This is a genomic window from Halomonas sp. 72, assembly GCF_052379785.1.
Lineage (GTDB): Bacteria > Pseudomonadota > Gammaproteobacteria > Pseudomonadales > Halomonadaceae > Vreelandella > Vreelandella citrativorans.
In genome coordinates, this window is record NZ_JBQSYY010000018.1 from 12,245 (window position 1) to 36,533 (window position 24,289).

Here is a 24,289-nt window from a genome sequence, read left to right on the forward strand (position 1 = left end):
GCGATGCTGACATGCTAAACCTGGATTATATGTGGGGGCTGTTACCGGTCCTTTTAAGCTATGTGCCGCTCACGCTTGAAATGGCGACCCTCGCCATGCTGCTGGCGCTGGTGCTTGCCTGTCTTCTGGCCGTGATTCGCGTGACCCGTGTGCCGGTGTTGAACGGCTTTTCGCTGCTGTTTATCTCGTTTTTTCGCGGGACACCGCTGTTGGTTCAGCTTTTTCTGTTCTATTACGGGTTGCCCCAACTGGTAGAGGCGTTGGTGTCGATTAACGGCATAACCGCCGCTGTCATGGGCCTGACGCTGCACTTTTCCGCCTATATGGCTGAGTCTATTCGGGCGGCCATTGTGGGGATTGACCGCAGCCAGACAGAAGCGGCGCTCTCTATCGGCATGACGCAGTCGCAGCTAATGCGGCGCATTATTCTCCCTCAGGCGACCCGTGTGGCGACGCCCACATTGATGAACTACTTCATTGATATCATCAAGGCGACGTCGCTGGCCTTTACGCTGGGCGTCACAGAATTGATGGGAGCCACACAAAAAGAGGCCGCCAGCAGCTTTCTCTACCTGGAGGCTTTTTTACTCGCGGCGATGATTTACTGGGTCATAGTGGAAATTCTCTCCTGGGGGCAGCGTCGCCTGGAAATTTACCTGAATAAGGCGTACCAACGATGATCTCGCTTGAGGCCGTTACCAAGCGCTTTGGTAAACAAGATGTATTCACCGACATTGATTTGTCGCTTGAGCGGGGCGAGATCATTGTCATCATTGGCCCTTCAGGCACGGGTAAGTCAACGCTATTACGCTGCATTAACTTTTTAGAGCGGCCTGAGTCTGGGCGTATTACCGTTGGCGATGTGCGCGTGGATGCGCAGCAGGCGAGCCGTGCCGATATTTTAAAGCTGCGTCGGCGTACCGCGTTTGTCTTTCAAAACTATGGTTTGTTTGCCAACAAAACGGCGCTTGAGAACATCAGCGAGGGCATGATCGTCGTTGATAAAATTCCTAAGGAAAAGGCCCATTCCCGCGCCCGAGAAATTCTTGAGCGGATCGGGCTTTCAGATAAAGCCGATGCTTACCCGGCGGCGCTTTCTGGCGGGCAGCAGCAGCGTATCGGCATTGGCCGCGCCATGGCCGCGAACGCCGATGTCATTCTGTTTGATGAGCCCACGTCATCGCTGGACCCGCAATGGGTGGAGGAAGTGCTGAGCTTGATGAAGCAACTTGCCGCCGAGCAGCAAACCATGATTATCGTTACCCACGAGATGCAGTTTGCGCGTGACGTAGCGGATCGCGTGATATTTATGGATGAAGGGAAAATTATTGAACAAGCACCGCCCGAGGAGCTGTTCACCGCTCCCAGGGACCCGCGCACGCAGCATTTTCTGCGCAAAATTCTTGCGCCAACAGGCCAGCCGCTGCCTTAAAGCGTGCTGCTATTAGTGGTAGCCGCTATCTTTCATGATTACATCACCGGGCTGAAAATCGTGGCAACGTTATCGCCGATGCGGCGTAACAACGAGCGATGAATGACCTGGTCGGGGGCCACTTCATTGGCATCGGAAAGCCACGCGTTTTGGCGTTCTCTAATGCTTTTCGCTACGTCGGGTGAGTGCAGTAGAATATTATTCTCGAAATTAAGTTCAAGGCTGCGCCGGTCCATGTTCGCTGAGCCGACTAGCGTCACTGCTTCATCCACCACCAGTGTTTTTGCGTGTAAAAGGCCACCACGAAATTCGAATATCTTCACGCCAGCGGCAACAAGCTGCGCGTAATAGGCTTTGCTGATGGCGCCTACCACGAAGGAGTCGTTGCGTTGGGGCAGGATGAGCGTGGTTTGAACGCCGCGCCTGGCGCAGCCAATCAGCGCTGAAAGCAGCGAGGCGTCCGGAACAAAGTAGGGGTTCGAAATCACGACTTCATGCTGGGCGCAGTGTAGAAGGCTGGAAAACACATCCGACATGGCGCCTTTAGGTGACAGCGGCCCGGTGCCAAAGGCAATAGCCGCGCTGGCGCTGTTCATGGCTTCCGTGCTGGTTTCTGTGCAGGATGGCGGTACTTCCCAAGCGACATCAAGGTGCTCGTTGGATTCGATCAGCCAGTTGGCCGCAAACAGCAGCTGGTTTTGTATCACTACTGGCCCCTCGAAACGCAGCATGATATCCACCCAGGGTGCATACTTTGCCTTGACACGAAACTCGGGGTCGGCGCAGTTCTGGCTTCCGCAGTAGGTTAGTCGGTTATCCACCACGACGATCTTGCGATGGTTTCTAAGGTCTGCGCGGTTTCCAAGCAGTGCGTCAAGCCCAAAAGAGACCTTCAGCGATACGCACAGTTGAACACCGGCGGCTTTCATTGCGGCCCAGTGCTCTGAACGGGTAAGCGCTCGCGAACCAATACCGTCCACAATGATGCGGCATGTCACGCCACGTTCAGCCGCGCGCTTAACGGCCTCTACAATCTTGAGGCCGTTGTTGTCAGTAAGCCAAATATAAAAGGAGATATGAATGCTCTCCTTGGCGGCATCGAAGTCTTCCACCATCGCGTCGATCGCTGCGTTGGAGTCGGCGGTTAACGTGGCGGTGTTGTGGTCAGTGACGCCGCTATGCGCCAGATGCTCACAGGCGCGAAAGGCGGGCCGAAAACGATCTGGCACATGCTCCAGAGCCGATGTTTTCCCTACGTTATAGGCTTTCACCAACCGTGTGACGGTGCCAATTGCTTTGCGTCGTGACCGGCGCGATATCCAGGGTTCGCCAAGTATCAGGTAAGCAATGATGCCTAAACCAGGTAGAAACGAGAGAATCAATATCCATGCGGCTCGGGAGGCGGGCTCTTTGCCCTCTACCGTCAGCACGCGGATCACCAGGGCGACGTAGGCCAGCATATGAGCGGCAAACCAAAGAGAAAAATCCGACATAGTGAGTCCGTCTTTAATAGTGAAGTTGTTCGAAAGTATGACTATCCCTGAACGCCATAGGGCCTCCATTAGTAGTCACGGGGGGCCGTGCGGCTAACGCAGGCCTCAGAGGTAAATAAGCTAGCGGATCGGCCGCCAAAGAACGCCGCTGCAAACACCGGTTTTTTATATTTAATGGCAATAATGTAGAAGATGCTGGGCAAAGTCCATGTCGCTTCTTTTGAGAGCGCCTTGTAAACCATTCGGTTAGCCGACTGATGCAATAAAACATTGACAACGTGTGGCAAGCAAGAATAGTGCGTGATAGACTACGCCATCCTCTCAGACAAGACCCGTGGGCGGGCAGGCAATTTGACTGCCAGCTACACTATTTGACAGAGCTTAAAGGCTTGTCGAATCAATTGGTTGTTAAGGAAAGTCGCGTTATGGGCAGCTTTTAGAGTGAACATGAGCGTGGCGAACACATAGTTAATCCGTTGCCGAATTTGCGGCAACCTTTATTCTCCAAGGAGATACCTGTGGCGAACAGCAAGCAAGCACGCAAGCGCGCCCGCCAGGCCGAGACTCGTCGCGTCCTGAAAGCCAGCCAGCGCAGCATGGTCCGCACCTATATCAAGCGTGTGATCAAAGCGATCAACACCGGCGACCACGGCAAGGCGATGGAAGAGTTCAAGGTAATGCAGCCGGTCGTTGACCGTATTGCTGATAAAGACGTGCTGTCCAAGAAGAAAGCAGCGCGCCTGAAAAGCCGTTTGAACAAGCGTATTAAGGCACTGGCGGCGTAAGCCGGCAGGCGCCATAAAAAAAACCGGCTACGGCCGGTTTTTTTGTGTCTGATGGTTTTATCTAATGACTCTATGATGGGTATTGGCCATCCGCGCCTATGGATCCAAAAATGACCTCAAACACGCCGCCGAATGAAACTTCCGCCGCGCCTGGCGCGCCGCCACGCCGCGGGCTAATGCGCTCGGGGCTGGTGGTCAGCTCCATGACCATGCTTTCTCGCGTGATGGGCCTGATCCGTGACGTGGTGGTGGCGACGCTTTTGGGCGCCGGGAATGGCGCGGATGCCTTTTTTGTCGCTTTTAAAATTCCTAATTTTTTGCGTCGCCTGTTTGCTGAAGGTGCCTTTAACCAGGCCTTTGTGCCGGTGCTTTCCGAGTACTCGACCCAGCGCAGTAAGCAGGAAATTCGCGAGTTACTCAACGCCGTAGCCGGTAGTTTAACCGCGCTGCTGGCTTTGATTACCGCGCTTGCGATGCTGTGCGCGCCCTGGCTTATCTGGGTGTTTGCGCCCGGTTTTGGCAGTGACCCCGCCAAGCATGCCTTGACCGCCGATATGCTGCGCCTCACGTTTCCGTATTTGCTGCTGATCTCGCTCACGGCTTTTTCTGGCAGCGTGCTAAATACCTGGAACCGTTTTGCAGTGCCCGCCTTTACGCCGGTTTTGCTCAACCTGTCACTCATTGGCGCCGCGCTCTTTTTAATGCCGTTAATGGATGAGCCCGCCATGGCGCTGGCCTGGGGCGTGCTGATTGCAGGTGCTGCCCAGCTGATTTTCCAGGTGCCGTTTTTAATCCGTTTGGGTTTGATGCCCACGCCTTGGCCGAACTTCGCTCATGAAGGCGTTAAACGCATTTTAAAGCTGATGGGCCCGGCGTTGTTTGGGGTTTCGGTCTCGCAAATTAACCTGCTGCTGGATACGGTGTTGGCGTCACTGCTGGTGGCGGGCAGTGTCTCCTGGCTTTACTACTCTGACCGCTTGGTAGAGCTGCCGCTCGGCGTCTTTGGTGTGGCGATAGCTACGGTGATATTACCCGCGCTTTCCAAGCGCCACGCTGAACAGTCAAAGGCGCATTTTGCCGCCATGCTCGACTGGGCGATCCGGCTAGTGCTTTTGGTGGGCCTGCCTGCCGCACTGGCGCTGGCGGTATTGGCCGAGCCGCTATTGATCACGCTATTTCACTATGGCGCAATGACCGACCACGATATTCAGATGGCCGCGATGAGCCTGCGTGCCTATGCCTTTGGCCTGGTCGCCTTTATGCTGATTAAGGTATTGGCGCCTGGTTTTTTTGCCCGCCAGGACACCAAAACGCCGGTGAAGGTGGGTATTATCGCCATGGTCGCTAATATGGTGTTCAACCTGATGTTGATTTGGCCGCTTGCCCATGCCGGGTTGGCGCTTGCTACGGCGCTTTCGGCATTTTTGAACGCGGGTATGCTGGGGGTGTTGCTGTACAGGCAGGATGTGCTGGTTTTCCAGCCGGGCTGGGGTCGGTACGCGGTGCAACTGCTGGGCGGTAGCGGTTTGATGTGTGCCGCGCTCTATATGGTGTCGCCAGAGTGGCACGCGTGGCTTGCGTTTAGCCTGTGGCAGCGTGTTGCCTGGGTGGCCGGGCTGGTAGGTTTAGGGGGCGGGATTTATGTTGTCTGGCTTACCGCGCTGGGTCTGCGGCCACGGCATTTTAAAATGCAGAGCTAAACCCTACAGCGGCAATGCGTGGCCGAACGCTTAAAAGTCACGTTGGATCGGCAGAGAGTTAGACATATATCACGGTAGGTTCGCTATAATCAGAGCTTTTTAAGCTTCACCCAAACCCAACAAGGCTTGGGAGCGGCAAATTATTAACACGGCTGAGGTGCCATGCGCGTCATTCGAGGACTGCACAATCTGGTAGCGGCACAGCGTGGCTGCGTCGCTACTATTGGAAATTTTGACGGTGTGCATCGTGGCCATCAGGCAATTTTGCAGCAGTGCCGCGAGCACGCCGCACGCCTAAACGTGCCGCTAACCGTGGTCGTGTTTGAGCCCCAGCCGCGTGAGTACTTTGCGGGTGACCAGGCACCACCACGGCTAACGCGCTTGCGTGAAAAGGTGCGTCTGTTGGGCCAGTACGGCGCTGAACAGGTGCTGTGCCTGCCGTTTAATAATGCCCTTAGAAGCCTGACCGGGCGCGAATTTATTGATCAGGTGCTGATCGAAGGGCTAGGTGTTAAACATCTGGTCGTTGGTGATGACTTCCGTTTTGGCTGTGACCGTCAGGGCGACTTTACGCTGCTGGCAGCGGTGGGCGAAGAGCAGGGCTTTGGGGTTGAACATACCCGCACCTTTACGGTTGAGAACGAGCGAGTTTCAAGCTCACGCGTGCGTACCTTGCTTGCCAGCGGTAACTTTGCCGCAGCGGCCAATCTGTTAGGGCGGGCGTATTCGCTGGATGGGCGTGTGGTACGTGACCAGCAGCTTGGTCGCACCATTGGTGTGCCCACGGCGAACCTGCCCCTGTTGCCTCAGCCCTTAACGCTGCGCGGTGTTTATGCCGTTGGGGTGACGCTTGAAAACGGCCAGCGCTACCACGGAATTGCTAACGTCGGCTTTCGGCCGACGGTTGGCTCCAAGCGGCCCACGCTGGAAGTTAACCTGTTTGATTTTGACGGTGACCTCTACGACAAACGCATGACGGTATTTCCCTGTGCGCGGCTTCGTGGGGAAGTGAAATTCGACAACTTTGATGCACTAAAAGCGCAAATTGAGCGCGATCAGGGCCAAGCGCATCGCTACTTCGCGACGGCAGTCACTGACGGCCATAACGCGCTGCCGCTAGCCTCGGCCCCTCTTGGGCGTGAGGCTATGGTCTCCAAGGCTCAGGCTTCCAAGCCCCAGGTTTCCAAGACTCAGGTTTCCAAGACACAGGTTTCCAAGACAATTTCTTCTGATCCTTCTTCGGCGGATGACGCTGCCGATGCTAACAACGGCTGACCGAACCATGGACTATAAGCACACGCTAAACTTGCCTGAAACCGACTTTCCTATGCGTGGCATGTTGCCTAAGCAGGAGCCGGGACGCGTTTCACGCTGGCAAGATATGAACCTGTACCAGCGCTTGCGCGAAGCGCGTGCTGGCGCACCGCTGTTTGTACTGCACGATGGCCCTCCCTACGCCAACGGCAGTATCCATATTGGTCACGCCGTTAATAAAATTTTAAAAGATATTATCGTTAAATCGAAAAACCTGGCGGGCTTTGATGCGCCTTACGTGCCGGGCTGGGACTGCCATGGTCTGCCCATTGAGCACAAGGTAGAAACCACGCACGGTAAGCACCTGGCGCCTGCAAAAGCGCGAGAGCTATGCCGTGAGTACGCGGGTGCTCAGGTTGAAACACAGCTGGCTGATTTTGTGCGCTTGGGGATTATTGGTGATTGGAATCATCCCTACCGCACCATGGACTACGCCAATGAAGCCGGCGAGATTCGCGCACTGGCCGACATGGTCGAAGCGGGCTACGTCTTTAAAGGTCTGAAGCCGGTTAACTGGTGCTTTGACTGTGGCTCGGCGCTGGCTGAGGCGGAAGTCGAGTATCAAGACAAGAAGTCCGACGCGATTGATGTCGCCTTCCCGGTGGAAGATGCCGATAAGCTGGCCGCTGCGTTTGGCTTAACCGCGCTGCCCAAACCGGCGGCGGTGGTGATCTGGACCACCACGCCGTGGACCATCCCCGCCAACCAGGCGCTCAACGTTCACCCCGAATTTACCTACGCGCTGGTCGATACCGGCGAGCGGCTGTTGTTGCTGGCTGAAGAGCTGGTCGAAAGCTGCCTTGAACGCTTTGGTTTACAAGGCGAGGTCATCGCTACCACTCGCGGTGAAAAGCTAGACCTGATCAACTTCCGTCACCCCTTCTACGATCGCCTATCACCGGTTTATCTGGCCGATTACGTCGAGTCTGAAGTGGGCAGCACCGGTATCGTTCACTCTGCGCCTTCTTACGGCCTGGATGATTTTAATACCTGCCGCGCCCACGACATGAGCTTTGACGACATGCTGAACCCGGTACAGGGCAACGGCGTGTACGTTGATGATCTGCCTTTCTTCGGCGGCCAGATGATCTGGAAAGCTAACCCGAACATCGTCGCCAAGCTTGAAGAAGTGGGTGCGCTGATGGCGCATAAGCCCATCGTGCACAGCTACATGCACTGCTGGCGCCATAAAACGCCGGTCATCTACCGTGCGACAGCCCAGTGGTTTGTGGGCATGGATATTCAGGGGAAAGACGGTAAAACCCTGCGTGAGCGTGCGCTGGAAGGCATCGAGGCGACCCAGTTCACCCCCGCCTGGGGGCAGGCGCGCTTGCACAGCATGATCGCTAATCGCCCGGACTGGTGCATCTCGCGTCAGCGTAACTGGGGCGTGCCGATTCCGTTCTTCCTGCATAAGCAAACCGGCGAGCTGCATCCGCGCACCATTGAGCTGATGGAAGAAGTCGCCAAGCGCGTGCAGGAGCAAGGCATTGATGCCTGGTTCAGCCTCGACGCCGCTGAGCTGCTGGGCGCGGAAGCCGCCGAATACGACAAGACGACTGATACGCTGGATGTCTGGTTTGACTCCGGCACCACGCACCGCCATGTGCTGCGCGGCTCTCATCCGCATGGCCATGAAAGCGGCCCGCGAGCTGATTTGTATCTGGAAGGCTCTGACCAGCACCGCGGCTGGTTCCACTCGTCGCTACTGACCGGTTCAGCAATTGACGGTCACGCGCCGTATCGTCAGCTATTGACCCACGGCTTTACCGTCGATTCGCAAGGCCGTAAGCAGTCCAAGTCATTGGGTAATGTCATCGCGCCGCAGTCGGTGATGGATAAGTTGGGTGCCGACATTCTACGTCTCTGGGTGGCCTCGACGGATTACTCCAATGAAATGGCCGTGTCGGATGAGATCCTCAAGCGTACGGCGGACGTGTATCGGCGTATTCGCAACACGTCGCGCTTTCTTTTGGCCAACTTGACCGGCTTTGACCCGGCGCGCGACATGGTGGCTTTTGAGGATATGATCGCTCTGGATCGCTGGGTCGTTGACCGCGCACTGCAGCTCCAGGAGCGCATTCAGAAAGCGTATGAAGAGTACCGCTTCCTGGACGTGTATCAGCAGGTGCATACCTTCTGCGCGCGCGACCTGGGCGGTTTCTATCTGGATATCATCAAGGATCGCCAATACACCACGCAGGCTGATTCGCTGGCACGCCGTAGCTGTCAGAGCGCGCTCTATCATGTTATCGAGGCGCTTTCGCGTTGGGTCGCTCCGATTCTCTCCTTCACCGCTGAGGAGATTTACGAGCATATCCCGGGCAAGCGTGGCGACAGCGTGCTGCTGGAAACCTACTATACCGACCTGAAGCCCCTTGATGCTGACGCTGAGATGGGGCATGAATACTGGGAAGCAGTGCTAGAGGTCAAGCAGGCGGTGAATAAGCGCTTGGAAGAAGCGCGTAGCGAAGGGGCCATCAAAGGCTCGCTGGACAGCGAAGTCACCCTTTACGTCAGCGACGAACTCAATGTGTTGCTGTCACAACTGGGCGACGAGTTACGCTTTGTGCTGATTACCTCGGAAGCGACCCTCAAGCCGCTAGCGGATGCCGAGGCATCTGCCTACAGCGAGCTAGAAGGGCTCAAAGTAGCGGTGGTCGTCAGTGCGTTTGAGAAGTGCGAACGTAGCTGGGAGCGCCGCCCTGACGTAGGCTCGCATCCTGAGCATCCCACGCTGTGCAAGCGCTCGATTCTTAACCTGCCGGATGGCCCGGGTGAGGTGCGTCACTATGCCTGAGTCGGTCTCGTCCAACGCGCGGCCGCCCATGCGCCAGCCGCTGCGCTGGCTGTGGTTGGCCGTTGCCGTGATTGTGCTGGATTTAGCCACCAAGGCGATTGCCAGCAGCCAGCTGGGGTATCTGCAGCCGGTAGAAGTGCTGCCGTTTTTTAACTTCACCTTAATGCATAACACGGGGGCGGCCTTTAGTTTTTTGGCTTCCCACCCTGGTTGGCAGCGTTGGTTTTTCGCCATTATTGCCATTGGTGCAAGCGTGGGCCTGACCATCTGGCTTTCGCGGGTCAGGGCCGATGAAAAGCTGCTGGCCATTTCGCTTCCGCTGATTATCGGTGGGGCGCTTGGGAATCTCTATGACCGCCTGGTGCATGGCTACGTGGTCGATTTTTTATCGTTTCATGTGGCCGGTTGGTACTATCCCGCCTTTAACGTGGCAGACATCGGGATTACTCTGGGGGCCATTGGGTTGATTTGGGAGTCAGTGATGGGCGACCGGCGGCGTAAAAAAGCCCACTCAACGAAGTAACCCGCGACCTCTAACTCGGTTAGCATTAATCAGGCCCTGGTGGCAGTATGCCAGGGCCTTACCACATAGCGAGCAGTGTAATGAGTGATTACCTGATTGATGAGGGGATGGAAGTGACCCTGCACTTCACCCTGAAACTTGAAGATGGCACGGTAGTAGACTCTACCAAAGAGAAGGCACCGGCCACCTTTCAGTACGGTGACGGCAATTTGCCACCCGGCTTTGAGCACCCGGTTAAAGGCATGACAACGGGCGAGACAGGTACTTTTCAGGTCTCTCCCGAGCATGCCTTTGGGCAGCACAATCCGCAAAATATCCAGACGTTAAAGCGCGCTGATTTTGGCGATGAAACGCCTGAAATTGGTATGGTGATGTCGTTTGCCGATAAAGCGGGAACGGAATTGCCTGGTGTGGTCAAAACCATTGAAGGCGACCGCGTCGAGGTGGATTTTAATCATCCGCTGGCGGGGCGCACGTTAACCTTTGAGGTTGACGTACTGGATGTAAAACCGGTTACAACGCACTAGTCTTTAGCATTAGCTGGGTTCTTATTCACTAAACGGTGCGGTAACGCATCAAGGCACTACTATGCAATCGACGCAAGCACAGCCCATACAGATCAAATTGGCCAATCCGCGTGGTTTTTGTGCCGGCGTGGATCGCGCTATAGACATCGTCAACCGTGCACTGGATGTGTTCGGGCCGCCTATCTATGTGCGCCATGAAGTTGTCCACAACCGCTTTGTAGTGGAAACGCTGCGCGAGCGTGGGGCTGTCTTCGTGGAAGAGCTCGACGAAGTGCCGGATGACGTGATCGTCATTTTCTCTGCGCATGGCGTGTCTCAAGCCGTACAGTCCGATGCTGACCGGCGTGGGCTGAAAGTGTTTGATGCCACTTGCCCGCTGGTCACCAAGGTGCATTTGGAAGTCTTGCGCTACGCCAAGCGGGGGCACGAGTGCGTGCTGATTGGGCACGCAGGCCATCCCGAAGTAGAAGGCACCATGGGGCGCTATGACACGGCGCATGGCGGTCGCATCTATCTAGTCGAAGATGAGCAGGACGTTGCCAGCCTGGAGGTCAAGGATCCTTCCAGCCTTGCCTTTGTGACCCAAACGACGCTGTCGATGGATGACACGGCCAAAGTGATTGATGCGCTGCGCGAGAGGTTTCCCGAGATCAGTGGGCCGCGTAAAGATGATATTTGTTACGCCACACAAAACCGTCAGGATGCGGTGCGTGAACTGGCCGCGGACAGTGATCTAGTGCTTGTAGTGGGCAGCCCCAATAGTTCCAACTCTAACCGCTTGCGCGAGCTTTCCGAGCGTATGGGAACACCGGCGTACCTGATAGATAATGCCGACCAGATTGAGCCAACGTGGCTTGAAAACGTCGGCCGCATCGGCGTAACGGCGGGTGCCAGTGCCCCGGAAGTGCTGGTGAAAGGCGTAATTGGCAAGCTTCAGTCATTGGGTGCTTCCATGCCGGAAGAGCTAAAAGGCCGCGAGGAGAGCATTACGTTCTCCATGCCCAAAGAGCTGCGCGAGCAGGTAATCGTCAGCAGCTGATGCACTGCGTATGCGGTGGCTGATGCAGGAGCATCACGTGAGGTTTTCGCTTTATCCTTACTCTATTCGCGCAGGCCGCTCGATAGAGCGTCAGCGCGGTTTTACGCTTCTTGAGCTTGTGGTGGTGATGGGCATTCTCGGCCTTGTCGCTGGCATGGCTTACTCTGCCTACACCCGCTACCTGCAAACATCCCTGCGCACGGATGCGCATGCGGGGTTAAGGCAGGCGGCGGCTGAGCTAGCGCGCTGTCACGCCCGAACCTACTCCTACCAAGAGTGTGAGATGTCCCGCTTGTCACCAAGCGGGCATTATCGCATTGCCTATTCTGAACGCCAGGACAGTCGCTATGTGCTAAGCGCGTCGACTGAGCGAAAAGATGGCTGTGGCCAGGCCATAACGCTCAGTAGTCAAGGTGAACGCTTGCCCGAGACGTGCTGGTAAGTGCGGCGCCAAGAGGGGGTTACTCTGGTTGAGGTGTTAATTGCCTTGGCCTTGCTGGCGTTTGGGCTGATTGGCATCGCCGCCATTCAGCTAACGTCGCTGCAAAGTGCCGCTTCGGGCTACCAATACTCCGTGGCAAGTGTGGCAGCCCTGGATGCCCAGGAGCGCGCCTGGGCGCAGCTGGCGGCGAAGCAGAACTGCCGACACCTCACGGCGGGGCTGGAGAGTGACTGGCAGGCCGAGTGGTTTACGCCTTCACAAGCACCGCTTAACGGCGCAACGGGCACGGTTGAGAGTGCTTTTGTATCCGGAGGCTGTCAATTGACCGTCTCCATTACGATGCGTGCACGGCCTTCCCATCAAGCGGCTGACCATTTTGACTACGTGTTTACCTTGCCCTTTATTGAAGCGCGCTATGCTGGCGAGGCGCCTAATGCTCAATAAGCGCCAAGGGGGATTTACACTGGTTGAAATGATGGTCGCGATGGTGATCGGCGCCATTATTATTTTGGGTGCAGGCCAGCTTTTGTTAACCACTGTGACGACCTTTCAGCGCGTCGAGGCCATCAGTCGCGAGCAGGAAGCGCTTGTTTTTGCCGTTCAATCGCTCACCCGGGACATTCGTAAAGGCAAGGCAGGCCAATATGAGATCAATGACTCGCTGGTCGATGCGACCACCTGTGCATTACGCCATAACAGCCAGCCCTTGATAGAAGGGCTTTATAAAGGCGGTCACGCATGCGACTCGCTTAGCCTGTTTGAGAAAGACGCCGGTGGTATAGCAGGGCTTTATCGGATAACGCTCCAATTTGCGGGCGAGCGCCAAGCACCGTTTGTATGGCATGTGATGCAGCGTGATCACGTTATTACGCGTCGTACACCTCTTCCCGCCACGGAGGGCAGCCCATGAAGCATCAGCAGGGTGCTGCGCTGGTGATCGTTATGGCACTTCTTTCTGCCGCGCTGCTGCTGGGCGTAGCGAGTATGCGGACGGCGTTAGTCGATGAGCGTTTGGCGGGTAATTTTCGAATTGCCGTTCAGGCCCAAATGCTGGACGAGAGCCTGCTGGCTGTCTTGTCGGACCGCCAGTATGCAGCATCGCGGGATGCCTTCTTGAACCGTTTACTAACGTATCCACCCGCCTTCAATATCGGCGATAAGCGACAGCTGCAAAGCGATGATAGTCAGGCGTTGTTGCCACGCCAGGCGCTCAACGCACTGCTTGAGGCATTGCCAATAGCGCAAGCCGAGGGCCAAAGGCGGTTACTTGATGACCTCATCATTGATATTGAACGGCTGGCGGATCAGCGCGTTGCCATCACGGCCAGAAGCGGTGGTACGTCTGCCAGTACACACGCTGTTTTTGTGAGGCAAAGCCCGGAAGAAGCAACGTGGCGGCTGGCAGGATTGCGCTGATGGCATTCGCCACGCGTAAATCTGCGCGTTATGATAGGGCTATTTGCCCAAGAGCCTAAACACAATGAGTCAAACTGCTAAAACCCGCGTCTTAACCGGTATTACGACGACCGGTACACCGCACTTAGGCAACTACGTTGGTGCGATTAAACCGGCGATTGAAGCAAGCCAGGACCCCAATGTTCAGTCGTTCTATTTTTTGGCGGATTACCACGCCCTGATCAAGTGCCAGGACCCTGCGCGCGTGCAAGCGTCACGCCTGGAAATTGCCGCTACCTGGCTGGCGCTTGGGCTGGATACCGACAACGCCATTTTTTACCGCCAGTCTGATTTGATTGAAGTTCAAGAACTCTCGTGGATGCTTTCCTGCGTGTGTGCCAAAGGCCTGATGAACCGCGCCCACGCCTACAAGGCCGCCGTGGCTGAGAACGAAGAAGCAGGCGACCAGGACGCGGACAAAGGCATCACCATGGGGCTTTTTGGCTATCCGGTATTGATGGCTGCCGATATCCTGATGTTCAACGCCAAAAAGGTGCCGGTAGGGCGCGACCAGATTCAGCATATCGAAATGGCACGTGATATGGCCGGGCGGTTCAACCACCTCTATAAAGGGCAGTACTTTACGCTGCCCGAAGCGGTGGTGAATGAGAAGGTGGAAGTGTTGAAAGGGCTGGACGGGCGCAAAATGTCCAAAAGCTATAACAATACGATTCCGCTGTTCTCACCCGAGAAAAAGCTTCAAAAGCTGGTGCGTAAAATCAAGACCAACTCGCTTGAGCCCGGCGAACCGAAAGACCCGGATACCTGCACCCTGTTCCAGATATACGCGGCATTTGCCAATGAGAGCGAAACGTCTGCTCTGCGTGAACAGTACGCCGCCGGTATTGGCTGGGGCGATGCTAAAAACCAGGTGTTTGAGTATATCAATGCGCAACTGAGCGAACCCCGCGAGCGCTACAATGCGCTAATGGATGACCCTGCCTATATTGAAGCGGTGCTGCAAAAAGGCGCTCAGCGTGCTCGGGAGGAGGCTGCGATAACCATGGATAAACTGCGCTCAGCGGTCGGCCTTGGGCGTTTTATTTAAGCTTATTAGCGGCTGAGTAACTAAAAACCCCTTCCAATTGGAAGGGGTTTTTTAATGCGAGCATCGAAAAGGTTTAGCCTTCGATAGGTGCGCGCCAATCGTCCGAGCCAGAGGTGCCGGCAACGGTGTGTTCCCAGTCAATCTTACGGTACGCCAAGGAGACGTCCATCAACTGGGTGAATTCTGACTTGTTAATGTCCTGAGCGTGCGGCATGCGCAGGTTGATATCAACAATAGTGGCATCCGTCAGTGACGTGGTGAAGAAGTGCTCTTGCTTGCCTTCCACAGAGGTGCGGTACCATTTCAGTGTCACATTGGGCAGCATCTCACCAGAGGCGAGAGCGTTATACATCAGTGGCACAGACTTGTTTAAAGCAACTGTGAAAACGAAGGGTTTGTGGGCGCGCTGACCGGAAGGCTGGCCTGACTGCGGGTCAGTTGGCACAGTGACGACATGCTTGAACTCTTGTACCAGCATTTCGTCTTCGTGGCCCTCAACGTAGATGTTGCCTACGGAATCAGGTGTAAAAGCACCGGCAGTAATGTTGCCCTGAGTTTGGCCTTCGATGCTGATATAACATGGTGTTGGCATAGTCTGCTCCTTGACGAAAAAGTGAATAATGTCCAGTGGACACGAATATAGAGGGCAAGTGCTATGCCATTGTTTTTTTTTGTTTATTATTCATAGGGTTATTTGTTTAGTTAGTTATAATTAGGCAATGGTTCGCTTGTTTTCAAGCAACTCCTTGCCTGCCTGGCAATAAATTGCTTGTTTTCGCGCTAGAAATAGGTATGTGCGTAACTTTGTGTATAAAAAGATTCTTTTTGTATCTTTGGGTAAGTAGTGTTGTTCGTGTTTGTTATTGGCTTGGCCTGTTTTACAGCTAAAAACAGCCTTGGCCTCCTCTTATTCTGTTTCCTTTCCATGAAGATTGCGCTTAAAAGTGGGTAATCATGTAAGCCATCACTGATAGTTTTTGTAAGATATTTCTTACAAGCGCCTTTTCTAAAAATATAATATTTAAGTCTTGCTCTAATATGCTGCGTTCTTCGCGGATAATCCGGTTAAATGGACGGTTTTTCACTGCCAGCGTTTTGTCTCCACTTTTTGGGGGCAGGTAGAGAATTTATCCCTGTTTCGCTAACGTTGCCTGATTGAGAATTGTTCACGGTTACATTAAGAAACTTCTTCCAGGGCGGAGTGACATGGCTAAACAAGGAACCGTTGCGCCTAAAGAGCGCATCAACATTAAGTACGTGCCAGCTACCGATGGCCAACAGGCTGAGACTGAGCTTCCGTTAAAATTGCTGGTTGTTGGCGATTTTAAAGGCGGTGAAGAAGAAACCCCTATCGAAGAACGTCAGGCTGTTTCGGTTGATAAAAACAACTTCCAGTCTGTTATGCGTGAAGCCGGACTGACGCTTCAAGCTGCTGTGCCTAATCGCTTGGACGATAGCGAAGAGCCGTCGGATATGGCGGTTGATCTCACCTTCAAATCGCTCGACGATTTCTCGCCAGATGCCATTGCCAAGCAAGTTCCCGAACTGCGTAAGCTGGTCGAGTTGCGCGAAGCCCTGGTAGCCCTTAAGGGGCCGTTGGGCAATGTCCCGGCATTTCGTGACCGTTTGCAGAAGCTTCTTGAGAACGATGATGCTCGCCAGCAACTTTTGAACGAGCTGGAACTGCTGGATACCGATAGCACGAGCGAATAACGGTTTATCGCAAGTAGCGCACCTATCAAACGGTAAAACGAATTCGAGGCACAGCAATGAGCAAAACGGCTAAGCAGCAAGCAGCAGTAACAGAAACAACAGAAGGTTCGCTTCTTGATCAGGTCATGGCCCAAACGCGGATGGCCCCGGCAGATGAAGGCTACGACGTTGCCAAGCAGGGCGTGGCTGCCTTTATAGCAGAGCTTTTGAACAGTAACGATGAAGCACCTACCGTCAATAAATCACTTGTTGATAGCATGATTGTTGAGCTTGATCGCAAAATTAGCTATCAAGTCGACGAAATTCTGCATGAACATGATTTCCAGCAGCTGGAATCTGCCTGGCGTGGTTTGAAGCTGCTCGTGGATCGCACTGATTTTCGTGAAAATATAAAATTAGACGTTCTACATGCAACAAAGCAGGAACTGCTTGAGGACTTTGAATTCGCCCCTGAAATAAGTCAAAGCGGTCTCTACCATCACGTTTATAACGCGGGATATGGTCAATTTGGTGGTGAACCTGTTGCCGGCATCATTGGGCATTACGATTTCACGCCTTCCACCCCGGACATGAAGCTTCTGCAGCACTCCGCAGCCGTAGGTGCAATGGCGCACGCTCCCTTCATGTCGTCGGTCGCGCCTTCCTTCTTCGGTATTGATAGCTTTGAAGAACTGCCTAACATCAAGGATTTCAAGGCTATTTTTGAAGGCCCGAAATACGCGCGCTGGCGCAGCTTGCGTGAGTCCGACGATGCACGCTACCTGGGGTTAACGGCGCCACGTTTTCTGCTACGCACTCCGTACGACCCTATTGAAAATCCGGTTAAAACCTTTAACTACCGCGAAACGGTTAGTGAAGATCACGAGCATTATCTCTGGGGCAACACCTCCTACCTGTTGGCCGAGCGCTTAACGGACAGCTTCGCTAAATACCGCTGGTGCCCCAATATTATTGGCCCGCAAAGTGGCGGTGCTGTCGAAAATTTGCCGGTGCACACTTATGAGGCTTTTGGCCAGCTACAAGCCAAAATCCCGACCGAAGTATTGATTACTGACCGGCGCGAGTTTGAGATGGCCGAAGAGGGCTTTATCTCACTAACCATGCGCAAAGGCAGTGACAATGCTGCTTTCTTCTCAGCTAACTCAGTGCAAAAGCCGAAGGTGTTTCCTAATACCGCTGAAGGTAAAGCGGCGGAAACAAACTTCAAGCTGGGTACACAGCTTCCCTACATGTTCATCATTAACCGCTTGGCGCATTACATCAAAGTGCTGCAGCGTGAGCAGATTGGTTCCTGGAAAGAGCGCCAGGATCTTGAACGCGAACTTAACGCATGGATTCGCCAATACGTAGCTGATCAGGAAAACCCGCCATCCGATGTGCGCAGCCGCCGTCCGCTGCGTGCCGCCTCGATTCAAGTATCCGATGTTGAAGGCGAGCCAGGCTGGTACCAGGTCTCAATGGCAGTACGCCCGCATTTCAAATATATGGGGGCAAATTTTGAGCTATCACTGGTCGGACGTCTCGACAAGGAATAAAGGGCTGGCGAGGTCATGGCAACTGGCAGTAGTAGCTTGTTAAGTAGTCGGTTGTTTGAACGCCTTGCTGCACCCCATCAACCTGCGACTCTTAAAGAAGAGGAGCGGTTGATGGAGGTGGTCGAGTCGATCAAACGTCACTTGGTTGAATTGCTTAATAGCCATCCAGGCAACAGCCCCTGCGCGCCTGAACTGGGCCTGCTTGATTTCAATGACGCCACCATTGGTGTGCTGGACCTGGAACTCAACATCCAGCAGGCCATTCGCCAATGCATTGAACAATTTGAACCGCGTGTAAAGCGGGTTGATGTCGAGTCGCTGCCCAATTCCGGCGACCCGTTGCAGCTGCATTTTCAGGTTCATGCAACGGTAGCGTTAGGCAGGGACAGTGCGCTCACCACTATAGATCTACTGTTAAACAACAAGCGTTATCAGTGTCTCAATTGATGGACCCAAGGGGCACACATGCTCAACCGTTATTATCGCGATGAACTCAATTTTTTAAAACGCCAGGGACGCGAGTTTGCTGAAGCAAACCCGAGCCTGAGCCGGTTTCTGTCTGAACGAAGCACGGACCCGGACGTTGAGCGGTTGCTTGAGGGCTTTGCATTCCTGACCGGGCGCATGCGAGAAAAAGTGGAAGATGAGTTCCCGGAACTTACTCACTCATTGATCAGCATGTTGTGGCCGAACTACTTGCGGCCCGTGCCAAGCATGACCGTTGTGCAGTTCACGCCCATGTGGCACTCCTTGAGCCAGCATCAGCAGGTGAGCCGGGGAACCGAGCTTGCCAGTAACGCTGTTGAAAACACGTCTTGTCAGTTTCGTACCTGTCATGACGTTAGGCTTTATCCGCTGGAGCATGCAGGTGTAGAGGCGCGGCACACGCGTGAAACCTCACTTGTCGAGCTAGCGATGGATGTACAAAGTGACCAGCCCATGAACGAAATGGGGATAACGTCACTGCGTTTGCACTTGGGAGGCGATACTTACACAGCGCGCACGCTTTATTTGTGGATGAGCCATTACCTTTCACGTCTTGAACTCGACATTGATGGGAACCGTCAAACGCTTCCTGCCAGTGCGCTGAAGGCCGTGGGGTTTGAGCGTGAGCAGGCATTGCTACCCTATCCAAGCAATGTGCACCAGGGGTATCGCATACTGCAGGAGTATCTCTGTTTTCCAGAGGCATTCCATTTCTTTGATGTGCTGGGACTGGATCAGGCGCTACCGGCAACGCCTGCGCAACGGGTCACGCTTCGGTTTGTTTTTGCGCGGCCGTTGCCTACGGATGCTCGCCTCCAAAACGAACACCTGGCGCTTTACTGTACGCCTGCCATTAATCTTTTTGAGCATGATGCAGAGCCTATCGACCTGACGGGCGAGCGTAGCGAGTACCGCATTAGGCCCAGTAGTAAGGCGCCCTCGCATTATGAAATATTCAGCGTGGATAATGTGTCAGGCCGCCTGGAAGGCGAACAAAGTAGCTCGCAGACCGTTTCGCGGCGATATGTTCCCTTTGAGAGTTTTCAGCATCAGATTGAACGGGATAGAGGGCGCCAAGCGCTTCACTTTCGTGTGCGTGTTGGCAATAGCCTGCGCAGCGATGGGTTTGATCACGATATTGCGTTTATACGTGAGGATGAGCAGGAGTGCCTGGGGCGCCGGGAAACCGTTTCTCTTGCGCTGACCTGTTCCAATCGGGAACTGCCAGAGCAGCTAACCGTTGGCGATATATGTGTCGGCACGGAAAAAAGCCCCTCGTTTGCCACGTTTTCCAATATTACCCGGCCCACTCCCGTGCTTCGGCCAGCCATTGACGATGGGTTGTTATGGATACTGATTTCAAACCTGTCGCTTAACTATCTTTCGCTGCTCAATCGCGATGCGCTGTGTTCGGTATTGAGAGCGTATGACTTCCGCGCCCTGGTTGATCGTCAGGCCGAGCGCATTGCCCAAAAACGTTTGGCGGGCATTATCAGTATCGACACACAGCCGGTTGATCGTCTTCGTAAAGGCCTACCGGTGCGCGGTTTGCGCTCCGTCATGACGCTTGATCAGGATGCGTTCGGCGATGAAGGCAGTTTGTACCTGTTTGGCAGCGTGCTCGCCCGCTTCTTATCACTTTACGCCAGCATTAATTCGTTTCACGAGTTGCAGGTCATTAATCGCCATAACCAGGAACGCTACGTATGGAGCCTACAGGAAGGGCAACAGCCACAGATGTAGCGTTGGCACCCCTGATTCAAAAGGCGCGCCGCTACGAGTTTTTTCAACTGGTCGAACTGCTGCACCGGCATCACGAAGATGATCAGGAGCAACGCCATAGTGAGGGCGTGCCTTCTTTTCAACGGGTGCGCTACAAGGCCTCATCCTCGCTCGGTTTTCCGGGAAGCGATGTGTTGGCACTGGGCGTTGGTGAGCGTGGCCAGTATGAAATGGAAGTGAGTTTCCTGGGACTGCAGGGGGCGCAATCTCCGTTACCCAGCTACTACCTGGAGGCACTGGCGCATGAGTCTGCGCATCAGGAGGGCGCGGCAGGCGACTTTTTGGATTTTTTCAATCATCGCCTGTTGACCCTGATGCATCAGAACTGGCGGAAGTATCGTCACTACGTGCGCTATCAGGACAATGCGCGGGATGGCTTTTCAGCAGCCGTCTTTGCATTGGTGGGGCTTGCCGACAGTGACCTGCGCGGCGAGACCCCCATCAACTGGAGCAAGATGCTGGCTTATGCGGGGCTTCTGGCAGGTCGCTCACGCTCGCCGGATGTGGTCACTGGTATCGTCAGCCACTGCTTTGACTTGGCCAGTGTGGACATCGAGGAGTGGGTTCACCGTTGGGTGGAGATCCCGCTGAACCAGCGTAGCCGCATGGGAATGACGGGAATGACGCTGGGTGAGGACATGGTCGCAGGCGAGCGTGTGGCCGATGTAAAAGGCAAATTTGCGCTGTGTCTGCGTGGCTTGACCCTGGAGCGTTTCCGAGACTTTCTGCCCGATGGGGAAGAGCATCAACCGCTAAAGACGTTGGTTAGCTTTGTACTGCGAGAGCCGCTCGCCTATGACCTGGAGCTTGAGCTGCTGGAAAGTGAGGTTAAGCCCATGCGCTTGGGTGATGGTGGATCATGTCAGTTGGGCTGGACAACGTTTGTAGACCCTGATGGTGACGATACCTCTACGCGTCGCCGTGTACGCATTCAGATGATGAGTTAACGCATGCAAGTCGATCCGTTTGACGCCGTGACCTTAGTGGTTATGAACAGCGAACAGCTGGAAGGCTGTTCGTCCAGTAGCTATGTCTTCCAGGGGGAGGGAGGAACGCTTGGCAGCAGTGATTACGATGACTGGTTGCTACAGGACCACGCCGGAAAAGTGCGCCCTCAGCATGCCGAGATTACCAGGATGGATGGCAAGTTTTGCCTGATTGACTCAAGCGGCCACACGTATATCAATCGCGCCACGCTGCCGGTAGGGCGCAATCGTAAAGTTGCCCTGCGCGATGGTGATGAGCTGACGATTGGCGTCTATCGCCTGAAAGTACACTCAGGCGACCGGCACGCCTGGCAGCCTGGGGTCCATTCGCTCACCACGCTGATTGATGAAGAGCAAGACGACGTCACGGCGCATGAACATGCCGCTTGGCCGGTGGGAAGTAGGCAGGAGCGGCAACACCCTACTCAGCAGGAAGACCCTATAGAAGCGTTAGGCGGTGTTGTGCCCGGGGCCATGCAGCATGACCCCATGGTCGCGCTTGATAAGGAGGCCGCGCCACCCTCCACGTTGGAGCCATTGGATGCGAATCCCGGCTCGTACCGTAGCCACGCCAACGAGTGGCCACAGAAAGAGCATCGCGATGACGCGGTGCGCCTTCCCGATATCAAACCCTTGAATGGCACGACAAAACAGAGGAGCAGTGGCATGGATGAACGGCAGCTAAACGACTTGGAGCGCTCTGTTGGCGAACAGTTAGAAGATCGCTGGCAGCAGCCAACCACTCAGGCGCTGGGTCATATAGGTGCCGACCCGTTGCTGAGAGGGTTAGGGCTTGATCTGCCTTTTCGAAATAGTGAAGAACAGCAGGCGTTCCTGGAAGAGGCGGGCCATACGCTACGCGCTACTATCGATGGTCTCCGGTTACTGCAACAGAGCCAAAACGATAGCAAGTACCCGCTTCGCGATCGGCGTTTGCAGCCTATTGAAGATAATCCTATCCGGCTTGGCCTGTCGTTTGAAGAGACGGCAGAAACCATGTTCTCTGCACAACGCAGCCCCGTTCACCTGTCAGCCCCTGAAGCGGTTGCTGAAAGCCTGCGTCATCAAGGGCAGCATCAGGCAGCGGTTGAAGAGGCCATCGGTCAAGCGCTGGGTGCCATTTTGGATGCCTTCTCTCCCGAGGCGTTGCTCAAACGTTTTCACGCCTATCGAGGCGCTGGAAATCGCATTGAGAACGAAGATGGCTGGGCCTGGGAGATGTATCAGCACTATTACCGCGAGTTGAACTCTGGCCGTCAGCAGGGCTTTCAAAAGCTTTTCTGGGAAGTGTTTGAGCAAGGCTATGACCAGTCCGTACGCCGCCAGCAACGGGAGGGTGCATGAGCGCCTCAGGCCTGAGCGTGACGCTAATTCGCCTTGCCGGGCTGTTCTGCGTGCTTCTTCTGTTGGCCGGTTGTGCATCGACTCGGGAGGCTGCGGGTAAAACGTGGCAGGTAATGCGCGATCCCTCCATTCCCGTCGGCTACCCCGAAGAGCGCCCCACGACGGTGGATCTCAGCATGGTGGCCGAGCCCAACATGAACCCCAATGTGGAAGGCGATGGCGCGCCGCTACGTTTTCAGGTGCTACAGCTGAAAGATGACTCCATGTTGATGGCTGCTGACTTAAGCCAGCTGCAGGAAGACCTGGAGGGAGCGCTGGGTACGAATTACCTGACCCATGACGACTTTACCTTGCTGCCGGGCCAGTGGAAGTTCTATGAACCGTTCGCGGTTGATGAAGAAACACGCTACATCGGGCTAATTGCTTTTTATGCCACGCCTAACGAGGCGGAATGGAAAAAAGTCGTGAAAGTAACCAGCAGTGGAGAGCATTACCACCTGTTGGTTCACCTCCGTGACAATGAAGTTGAGCTAAGGAAGGAGGAGTAATGGCTAGCCGGAATCGAGTGGTATGGAGCGAAGGCCTGTTTATCAAGCCTCAGCACTTCCAACAGCAGCAACGTAGCCTTGAAGGGCTGTTGGACACGCGTCTAAAAGGGGTCAGCCACTACCTTTACGGGTTTTTGTCCCTTGAGTTGAATAACGAATTTCTAAGCTTTGGGCGGGTAGCGATCAGTCGGGCCAGCGGTGTCATGCCTGATGGCGTGGCCTTTCATTTGCCTGTCGACGATGTCGAGCCAACGCCGCTTGAAATTGATGATGCAAGCATCACCAACCAGGTCGTCTATCTTGGCTTGCCGCTGGCAACCGATGGGGTGGGCGAGGTGCGCTGGCCAGGCGATGACCTTCCTGCCCGTTATCGTCACGCATCGCGTAGCGTACGGGATCTTCACTCACAAGATGGCGCCACCGCCGAACTTGAAGTCGCCAGGGTGTCGCCGCGCTTACTGCTGGAGCGTGATGACCGCAGTGGCTATGCCTGTCTAGCCGTGGCGCGCATCGTTGAGCGTCGGCCAGACGGTAGCCTGGTATTGGATGAACAGTTCCTGCCCACCCTGCTAAACGTGCAAGCGGCGCCGGGGTTACAGCGCTTTGTGGGCGAAATGGCGGGCCTGATGCGCGAGCGCGCTCGCAATATCGCCCAGAGGCTTTCTACGCCCCACCAGGCAGGCGTTGCGGATGTGGCTGATTTTATGCTCCTTCAGCTGCTTAATCGTGCTCAGCCTCGCTTCCAGCATCTGGCGCGTTTGGGGCAGCTGCATCCTGAGCGTCTCTACGACACCATGCATGAAATCGCCTGTGAGCTGGTGACTTTTACGGATGAGTCCCGGCTGCCGCCCGAATGCCCGGCCTACGACCATGATCACCCCGAACGGGCCTTCAAGCCGTTGATGAAAATGCTGCGCCAAGCGCTTTCTACCGTGCTTGAACCACGGGCAGTGGCTATCCAGTTGCAGTCACGCCGCTTTGGCCTGCTGGTCGCACCGCTTTCTGATCTCAGCCTGATCGAATCTGCCGAGTTTATCCTTGCCGTGCGCGCTGACATGCCCAACGAGCGCCTGCGCAAGCTGTTTCTTCAGCAAACCAAAGTCGCCAGCGTCGAGCGGATCCGTGATCTTATTAGCCTGCAATTGCCCGGCATACCGCTTGAGCCGCTGCCGGTGGCACCTCGCGAGCTGCCTTATCACGCAGGCTACACCTACTTCCAGTTGGACCGCCAAAGCGAAGCGTGGGGAATGCTTAACGGTGCCAGCGGCTTTGCGTTCCACGTGGCCGGGGAGTTTCCGGGGTTGGAAATGCAGTTCTGGGCGATCAGGAGTTAAACC

24 protein-coding genes are annotated in these 24,289 nt (G+C 55.0%); 22 read left to right on the forward strand and 2 right to left on the reverse strand.

Going from position 1 to position 24,289, the window contains the following annotated elements:
- The first annotated feature begins 11 nt into the window (after positions 1–11).
- Both ACT3T6_RS14325 and ACT3T6_RS14330 read left to right on the forward strand, forming a co-directional pair.
- Positions 12–680, forward strand: a complete 669-nt coding sequence (locus ACT3T6_RS14325) for an amino acid ABC transporter permease (protein ID WP_172118967.1) — start codon at positions 12–14, stop codon at positions 678–680.
- Positions 677–1,432, forward strand: coding sequence for an amino acid ABC transporter ATP-binding protein (locus ACT3T6_RS14330; RefSeq protein WP_193054748.1), 756 nt, complete (start codon positions 677–679; stop codon positions 1,430–1,432). The genes ACT3T6_RS14325 and ACT3T6_RS14330 overlap by 4 nt, the downstream gene beginning before the upstream one ends.
- Positions 1,433–1,470: 38 nt before the next feature.
- Here ACT3T6_RS14330 and cls read toward each other — a convergent pair whose 3' ends face one another.
- Complete coding sequence (gene cls / locus ACT3T6_RS14335; RefSeq protein ID WP_193054747.1) at positions 1,471–2,925, reverse strand: cardiolipin synthase; 1,455 nt, start codon at positions 2,923–2,925, stop codon at positions 1,471–1,473.
- A gap of 518 nt (positions 2,926–3,443) precedes the next feature.
- Here cls and rpsT point away from each other — a divergent pair.
- From rpsT to ACT3T6_RS14395, 12 genes are all read left to right on the forward strand, one after another.
- Positions 3,444–3,710: a 30S ribosomal protein S20 gene (rpsT, locus tag ACT3T6_RS14340; protein WP_009097974.1), complete on the forward strand. Its 267-nt coding sequence runs from the start codon at positions 3,444–3,446 to the stop codon at positions 3,708–3,710.
- Positions 3,711–3,820: 110 nt separating this feature from the next.
- Positions 3,821–5,410, forward strand: a complete 1,590-nt coding sequence (gene murJ / locus ACT3T6_RS14345) for a murein biosynthesis integral membrane protein MurJ (RefSeq protein WP_193054746.1) — start codon at positions 3,821–3,823, stop codon at positions 5,408–5,410.
- 162 nt (positions 5,411–5,572) lie between these two features.
- Positions 5,573–6,685: a bifunctional riboflavin kinase/FAD synthetase gene (gene ribF, locus ACT3T6_RS14350; protein WP_193054745.1), complete on the forward strand. Its 1,113-nt coding sequence runs from the start codon at positions 5,573–5,575 to the stop codon at positions 6,683–6,685.
- Positions 6,669–9,524 (forward strand): isoleucine--tRNA ligase, encoded by a 2,856-nt coding sequence (gene ileS / locus ACT3T6_RS14355; RefSeq protein WP_226913625.1) that lies wholly within the window; start codon positions 6,669–6,671, stop codon positions 9,522–9,524. Before ribF ends, ileS begins: the two co-directional genes overlap by 17 nt.
- The gene (gene lspA, locus ACT3T6_RS14360; RefSeq protein ID WP_193054744.1) at positions 9,517–10,047 is read left to right on the forward strand and encodes a signal peptidase II; all 531 of its coding nucleotides are present in this window, start codon (positions 9,517–9,519) and stop codon (positions 10,045–10,047) included. The genes ileS and lspA overlap by 8 nt, the downstream gene beginning before the upstream one ends.
- 80 nt (positions 10,048–10,127) lie before the next feature.
- Positions 10,128–10,574 (forward strand): FKBP-type peptidyl-prolyl cis-trans isomerase, encoded by a 447-nt coding sequence (gene fkpB, locus ACT3T6_RS14365; protein ID WP_193054743.1) that lies wholly within the window; start codon positions 10,128–10,130, stop codon positions 10,572–10,574.
- A 61-nt stretch (positions 10,575–10,635) separates the two neighbouring features.
- Positions 10,636–11,613 carry a 4-hydroxy-3-methylbut-2-enyl diphosphate reductase gene (gene ispH, locus ACT3T6_RS14370; RefSeq protein ID WP_193054742.1) on the forward strand — a complete coding sequence of 326 codons (978 nt, stop codon included), beginning with the start codon at positions 10,636–10,638 and terminating at the stop codon, positions 11,611–11,613.
- Between the two features lie 37 nt (positions 11,614–11,650).
- On the forward strand, positions 11,651–12,055 hold the full coding sequence (locus ACT3T6_RS14375; RefSeq protein ID WP_287078285.1) for a type IV pilin protein: 405 nt from the start codon (positions 11,651–11,653) through the stop codon (positions 12,053–12,055).
- Entirely contained in the window at positions 12,056–12,499 is a 444-nt protein-coding gene (locus tag ACT3T6_RS14380) for a type IV pilus modification PilV family protein (protein WP_193054740.1), read from the forward strand. It begins immediately after the preceding gene.
- Positions 12,489–12,965 (forward strand): PilW family protein, encoded by a 477-nt coding sequence (locus ACT3T6_RS14385; RefSeq protein ID WP_192528343.1) that lies wholly within the window; start codon positions 12,489–12,491, stop codon positions 12,963–12,965. The genes ACT3T6_RS14380 and ACT3T6_RS14385 overlap by 11 nt, the downstream gene beginning before the upstream one ends.
- Entirely contained in the window at positions 12,962–13,471 is a 510-nt protein-coding gene (locus ACT3T6_RS14390) for a PilX N-terminal domain-containing pilus assembly protein (RefSeq protein WP_193054739.1), read from the forward strand. Before ACT3T6_RS14385 ends, ACT3T6_RS14390 begins: the two co-directional genes overlap by 4 nt.
- Before the next feature lie 64 nt (positions 13,472–13,535).
- A complete protein-coding gene (locus ACT3T6_RS14395) occupies positions 13,536–14,558 on the forward strand; it encodes a tryptophan--tRNA ligase (protein ID WP_193054738.1) in 1,023 nt (340 codons plus the stop codon).
- A gap of 73 nt (positions 14,559–14,631) precedes the next feature.
- On the opposite strand, the gene ACT3T6_RS14400 is transcribed toward ACT3T6_RS14395, so the two are convergent.
- Positions 14,632–15,150, reverse strand: a complete 519-nt coding sequence (locus ACT3T6_RS14400; RefSeq protein WP_193054737.1) for an Hcp family type VI secretion system effector — start codon at positions 15,148–15,150, stop codon at positions 14,632–14,634.
- 614 nt (positions 15,151–15,764) lie between these two features.
- On the opposite strand from ACT3T6_RS14400, the gene tssB reads away from it, so the two are divergent.
- From tssB to tssK, 8 genes are read left to right on the forward strand one after another with little or no spacing between them, the layout of a single operon-like run.
- Complete coding sequence (gene tssB / locus ACT3T6_RS14405; RefSeq protein WP_193054736.1) at positions 15,765–16,271, forward strand: type VI secretion system contractile sheath small subunit; 507 nt, start codon at positions 15,765–15,767, stop codon at positions 16,269–16,271.
- 56 nt (positions 16,272–16,327) lie between these two features.
- Complete coding sequence (tssC, locus tag ACT3T6_RS14410) at positions 16,328–17,806, forward strand: type VI secretion system contractile sheath large subunit (RefSeq protein ID WP_193054735.1); 1,479 nt, start codon at positions 16,328–16,330, stop codon at positions 17,804–17,806.
- 15 nt (positions 17,807–17,821) lie between these two features.
- Complete coding sequence (gene tssE / locus ACT3T6_RS14415) at positions 17,822–18,253, forward strand: type VI secretion system baseplate subunit TssE (protein ID WP_193054734.1); 432 nt, start codon at positions 17,822–17,824, stop codon at positions 18,251–18,253.
- Positions 18,254–18,271: 18 nt separating this feature from the next.
- Positions 18,272–20,035, forward strand: coding sequence for a type VI secretion system baseplate subunit TssF (gene tssF / locus ACT3T6_RS14420; protein ID WP_192528348.1), 1,764 nt, complete (start codon positions 18,272–18,274; stop codon positions 20,033–20,035).
- Positions 19,999–21,021 (forward strand): type VI secretion system baseplate subunit TssG, encoded by a 1,023-nt coding sequence (tssG, locus tag ACT3T6_RS14425; protein ID WP_193054733.1) that lies wholly within the window; start codon positions 19,999–20,001, stop codon positions 21,019–21,021. Before tssF ends, tssG begins: the two co-directional genes overlap by 37 nt.
- A 3-nt stretch (positions 21,022–21,024) precedes the next feature.
- Positions 21,025–22,404, forward strand: a complete 1,380-nt coding sequence (gene tagH / locus ACT3T6_RS14430) for a type VI secretion system-associated FHA domain protein TagH (protein ID WP_193054732.1) — start codon at positions 21,025–21,027, stop codon at positions 22,402–22,404.
- Positions 22,401–22,952, forward strand: coding sequence for a type VI secretion system lipoprotein TssJ (gene tssJ / locus ACT3T6_RS14435; RefSeq protein WP_193054731.1), 552 nt, complete (start codon positions 22,401–22,403; stop codon positions 22,950–22,952). Before tagH ends, tssJ begins: the two co-directional genes overlap by 4 nt.
- The gene (tssK, locus tag ACT3T6_RS14440; RefSeq protein WP_192528352.1) at positions 22,952–24,286 is read left to right on the forward strand and encodes a type VI secretion system baseplate subunit TssK; all 1,335 of its coding nucleotides are present in this window, start codon (positions 22,952–22,954) and stop codon (positions 24,284–24,286) included. Before tssJ ends, tssK begins: the two co-directional genes overlap by 1 nt.
- The last annotated feature ends 3 nt before the right edge of the window (positions 24,287–24,289 follow it).

Excerpts from the sequence above, each read along its gene's own strand:
- ispH (WP_193054742.1), top strand. The coding sequence starts at position 10,636 with ATGCAATCGACGCAAGCACAGCCCATACAGATCAAATTGGCCAATCCG.
- fkpB (WP_193054743.1), top strand. The coding sequence starts at position 10,128 with ATGAGTGATTACCTGATTGATGAGGGGATGGAAGTGACCCTGCACTTC.
- ACT3T6_RS14390 (WP_193054739.1), top strand. The coding sequence starts at position 12,962 with ATGAAGCATCAGCAGGGTGCTGCGCTGGTGATCGTTATGGCACTTCTT.
- tssK (WP_192528352.1), top strand. The coding sequence starts at position 22,952 with ATGGCTAGCCGGAATCGAGTGGTATGGAGCGAAGGCCTGTTTATCAAG.
- tssG (WP_193054733.1), top strand. The coding sequence starts at position 19,999 with ATGGAGCCTACAGGAAGGGCAACAGCCACAGATGTAGCGTTGGCACCC.
- ACT3T6_RS14330 (WP_193054748.1), top strand. The coding sequence starts at position 677 with ATGATCTCGCTTGAGGCCGTTACCAAGCGCTTTGGTAAACAAGATGTA.
- tagH (WP_193054732.1), top strand. The coding sequence starts at position 21,025 with ATGCAAGTCGATCCGTTTGACGCCGTGACCTTAGTGGTTATGAACAGC.
- ACT3T6_RS14325 (WP_172118967.1), top strand. The coding sequence starts at position 12 with ATGCTAAACCTGGATTATATGTGGGGGCTGTTACCGGTCCTTTTAAGC.
- tssE (WP_193054734.1), top strand. The coding sequence starts at position 17,822 with ATGGCAACTGGCAGTAGTAGCTTGTTAAGTAGTCGGTTGTTTGAACGC.
- cls (WP_193054747.1), bottom strand. The coding sequence starts at position 2,925 with ATGTCGGATTTTTCTCTTTGGTTTGCCGCTCATATGCTGGCCTACGTC.
- murJ (WP_193054746.1), top strand. The coding sequence starts at position 3,821 with ATGACCTCAAACACGCCGCCGAATGAAACTTCCGCCGCGCCTGGCGCG.
- ribF (WP_193054745.1), top strand. The coding sequence starts at position 5,573 with ATGCGCGTCATTCGAGGACTGCACAATCTGGTAGCGGCACAGCGTGGC.
- ileS (WP_226913625.1), top strand. The coding sequence starts at position 6,669 with ATGCTAACAACGGCTGACCGAACCATGGACTATAAGCACACGCTAAAC.
- ACT3T6_RS14385 (WP_192528343.1), top strand. The coding sequence starts at position 12,489 with ATGCTCAATAAGCGCCAAGGGGGATTTACACTGGTTGAAATGATGGTC.
- tssC (WP_193054735.1), top strand. The coding sequence starts at position 16,328 with ATGAGCAAAACGGCTAAGCAGCAAGCAGCAGTAACAGAAACAACAGAA.
- ACT3T6_RS14395 (WP_193054738.1), top strand. The coding sequence starts at position 13,536 with ATGAGTCAAACTGCTAAAACCCGCGTCTTAACCGGTATTACGACGACC.
- ACT3T6_RS14400 (WP_193054737.1), bottom strand. The coding sequence starts at position 15,150 with ATGCCAACACCATGTTATATCAGCATCGAAGGCCAAACTCAGGGCAAC.
- lspA (WP_193054744.1), top strand. The coding sequence starts at position 9,517 with ATGCCTGAGTCGGTCTCGTCCAACGCGCGGCCGCCCATGCGCCAGCCG.
- tssF (WP_192528348.1), top strand. The coding sequence starts at position 18,272 with ATGCTCAACCGTTATTATCGCGATGAACTCAATTTTTTAAAACGCCAG.
- tssB (WP_193054736.1), top strand. The coding sequence starts at position 15,765 with ATGGCTAAACAAGGAACCGTTGCGCCTAAAGAGCGCATCAACATTAAG.
- tssJ (WP_193054731.1), top strand. The coding sequence starts at position 22,401 with ATGAGCGCCTCAGGCCTGAGCGTGACGCTAATTCGCCTTGCCGGGCTG.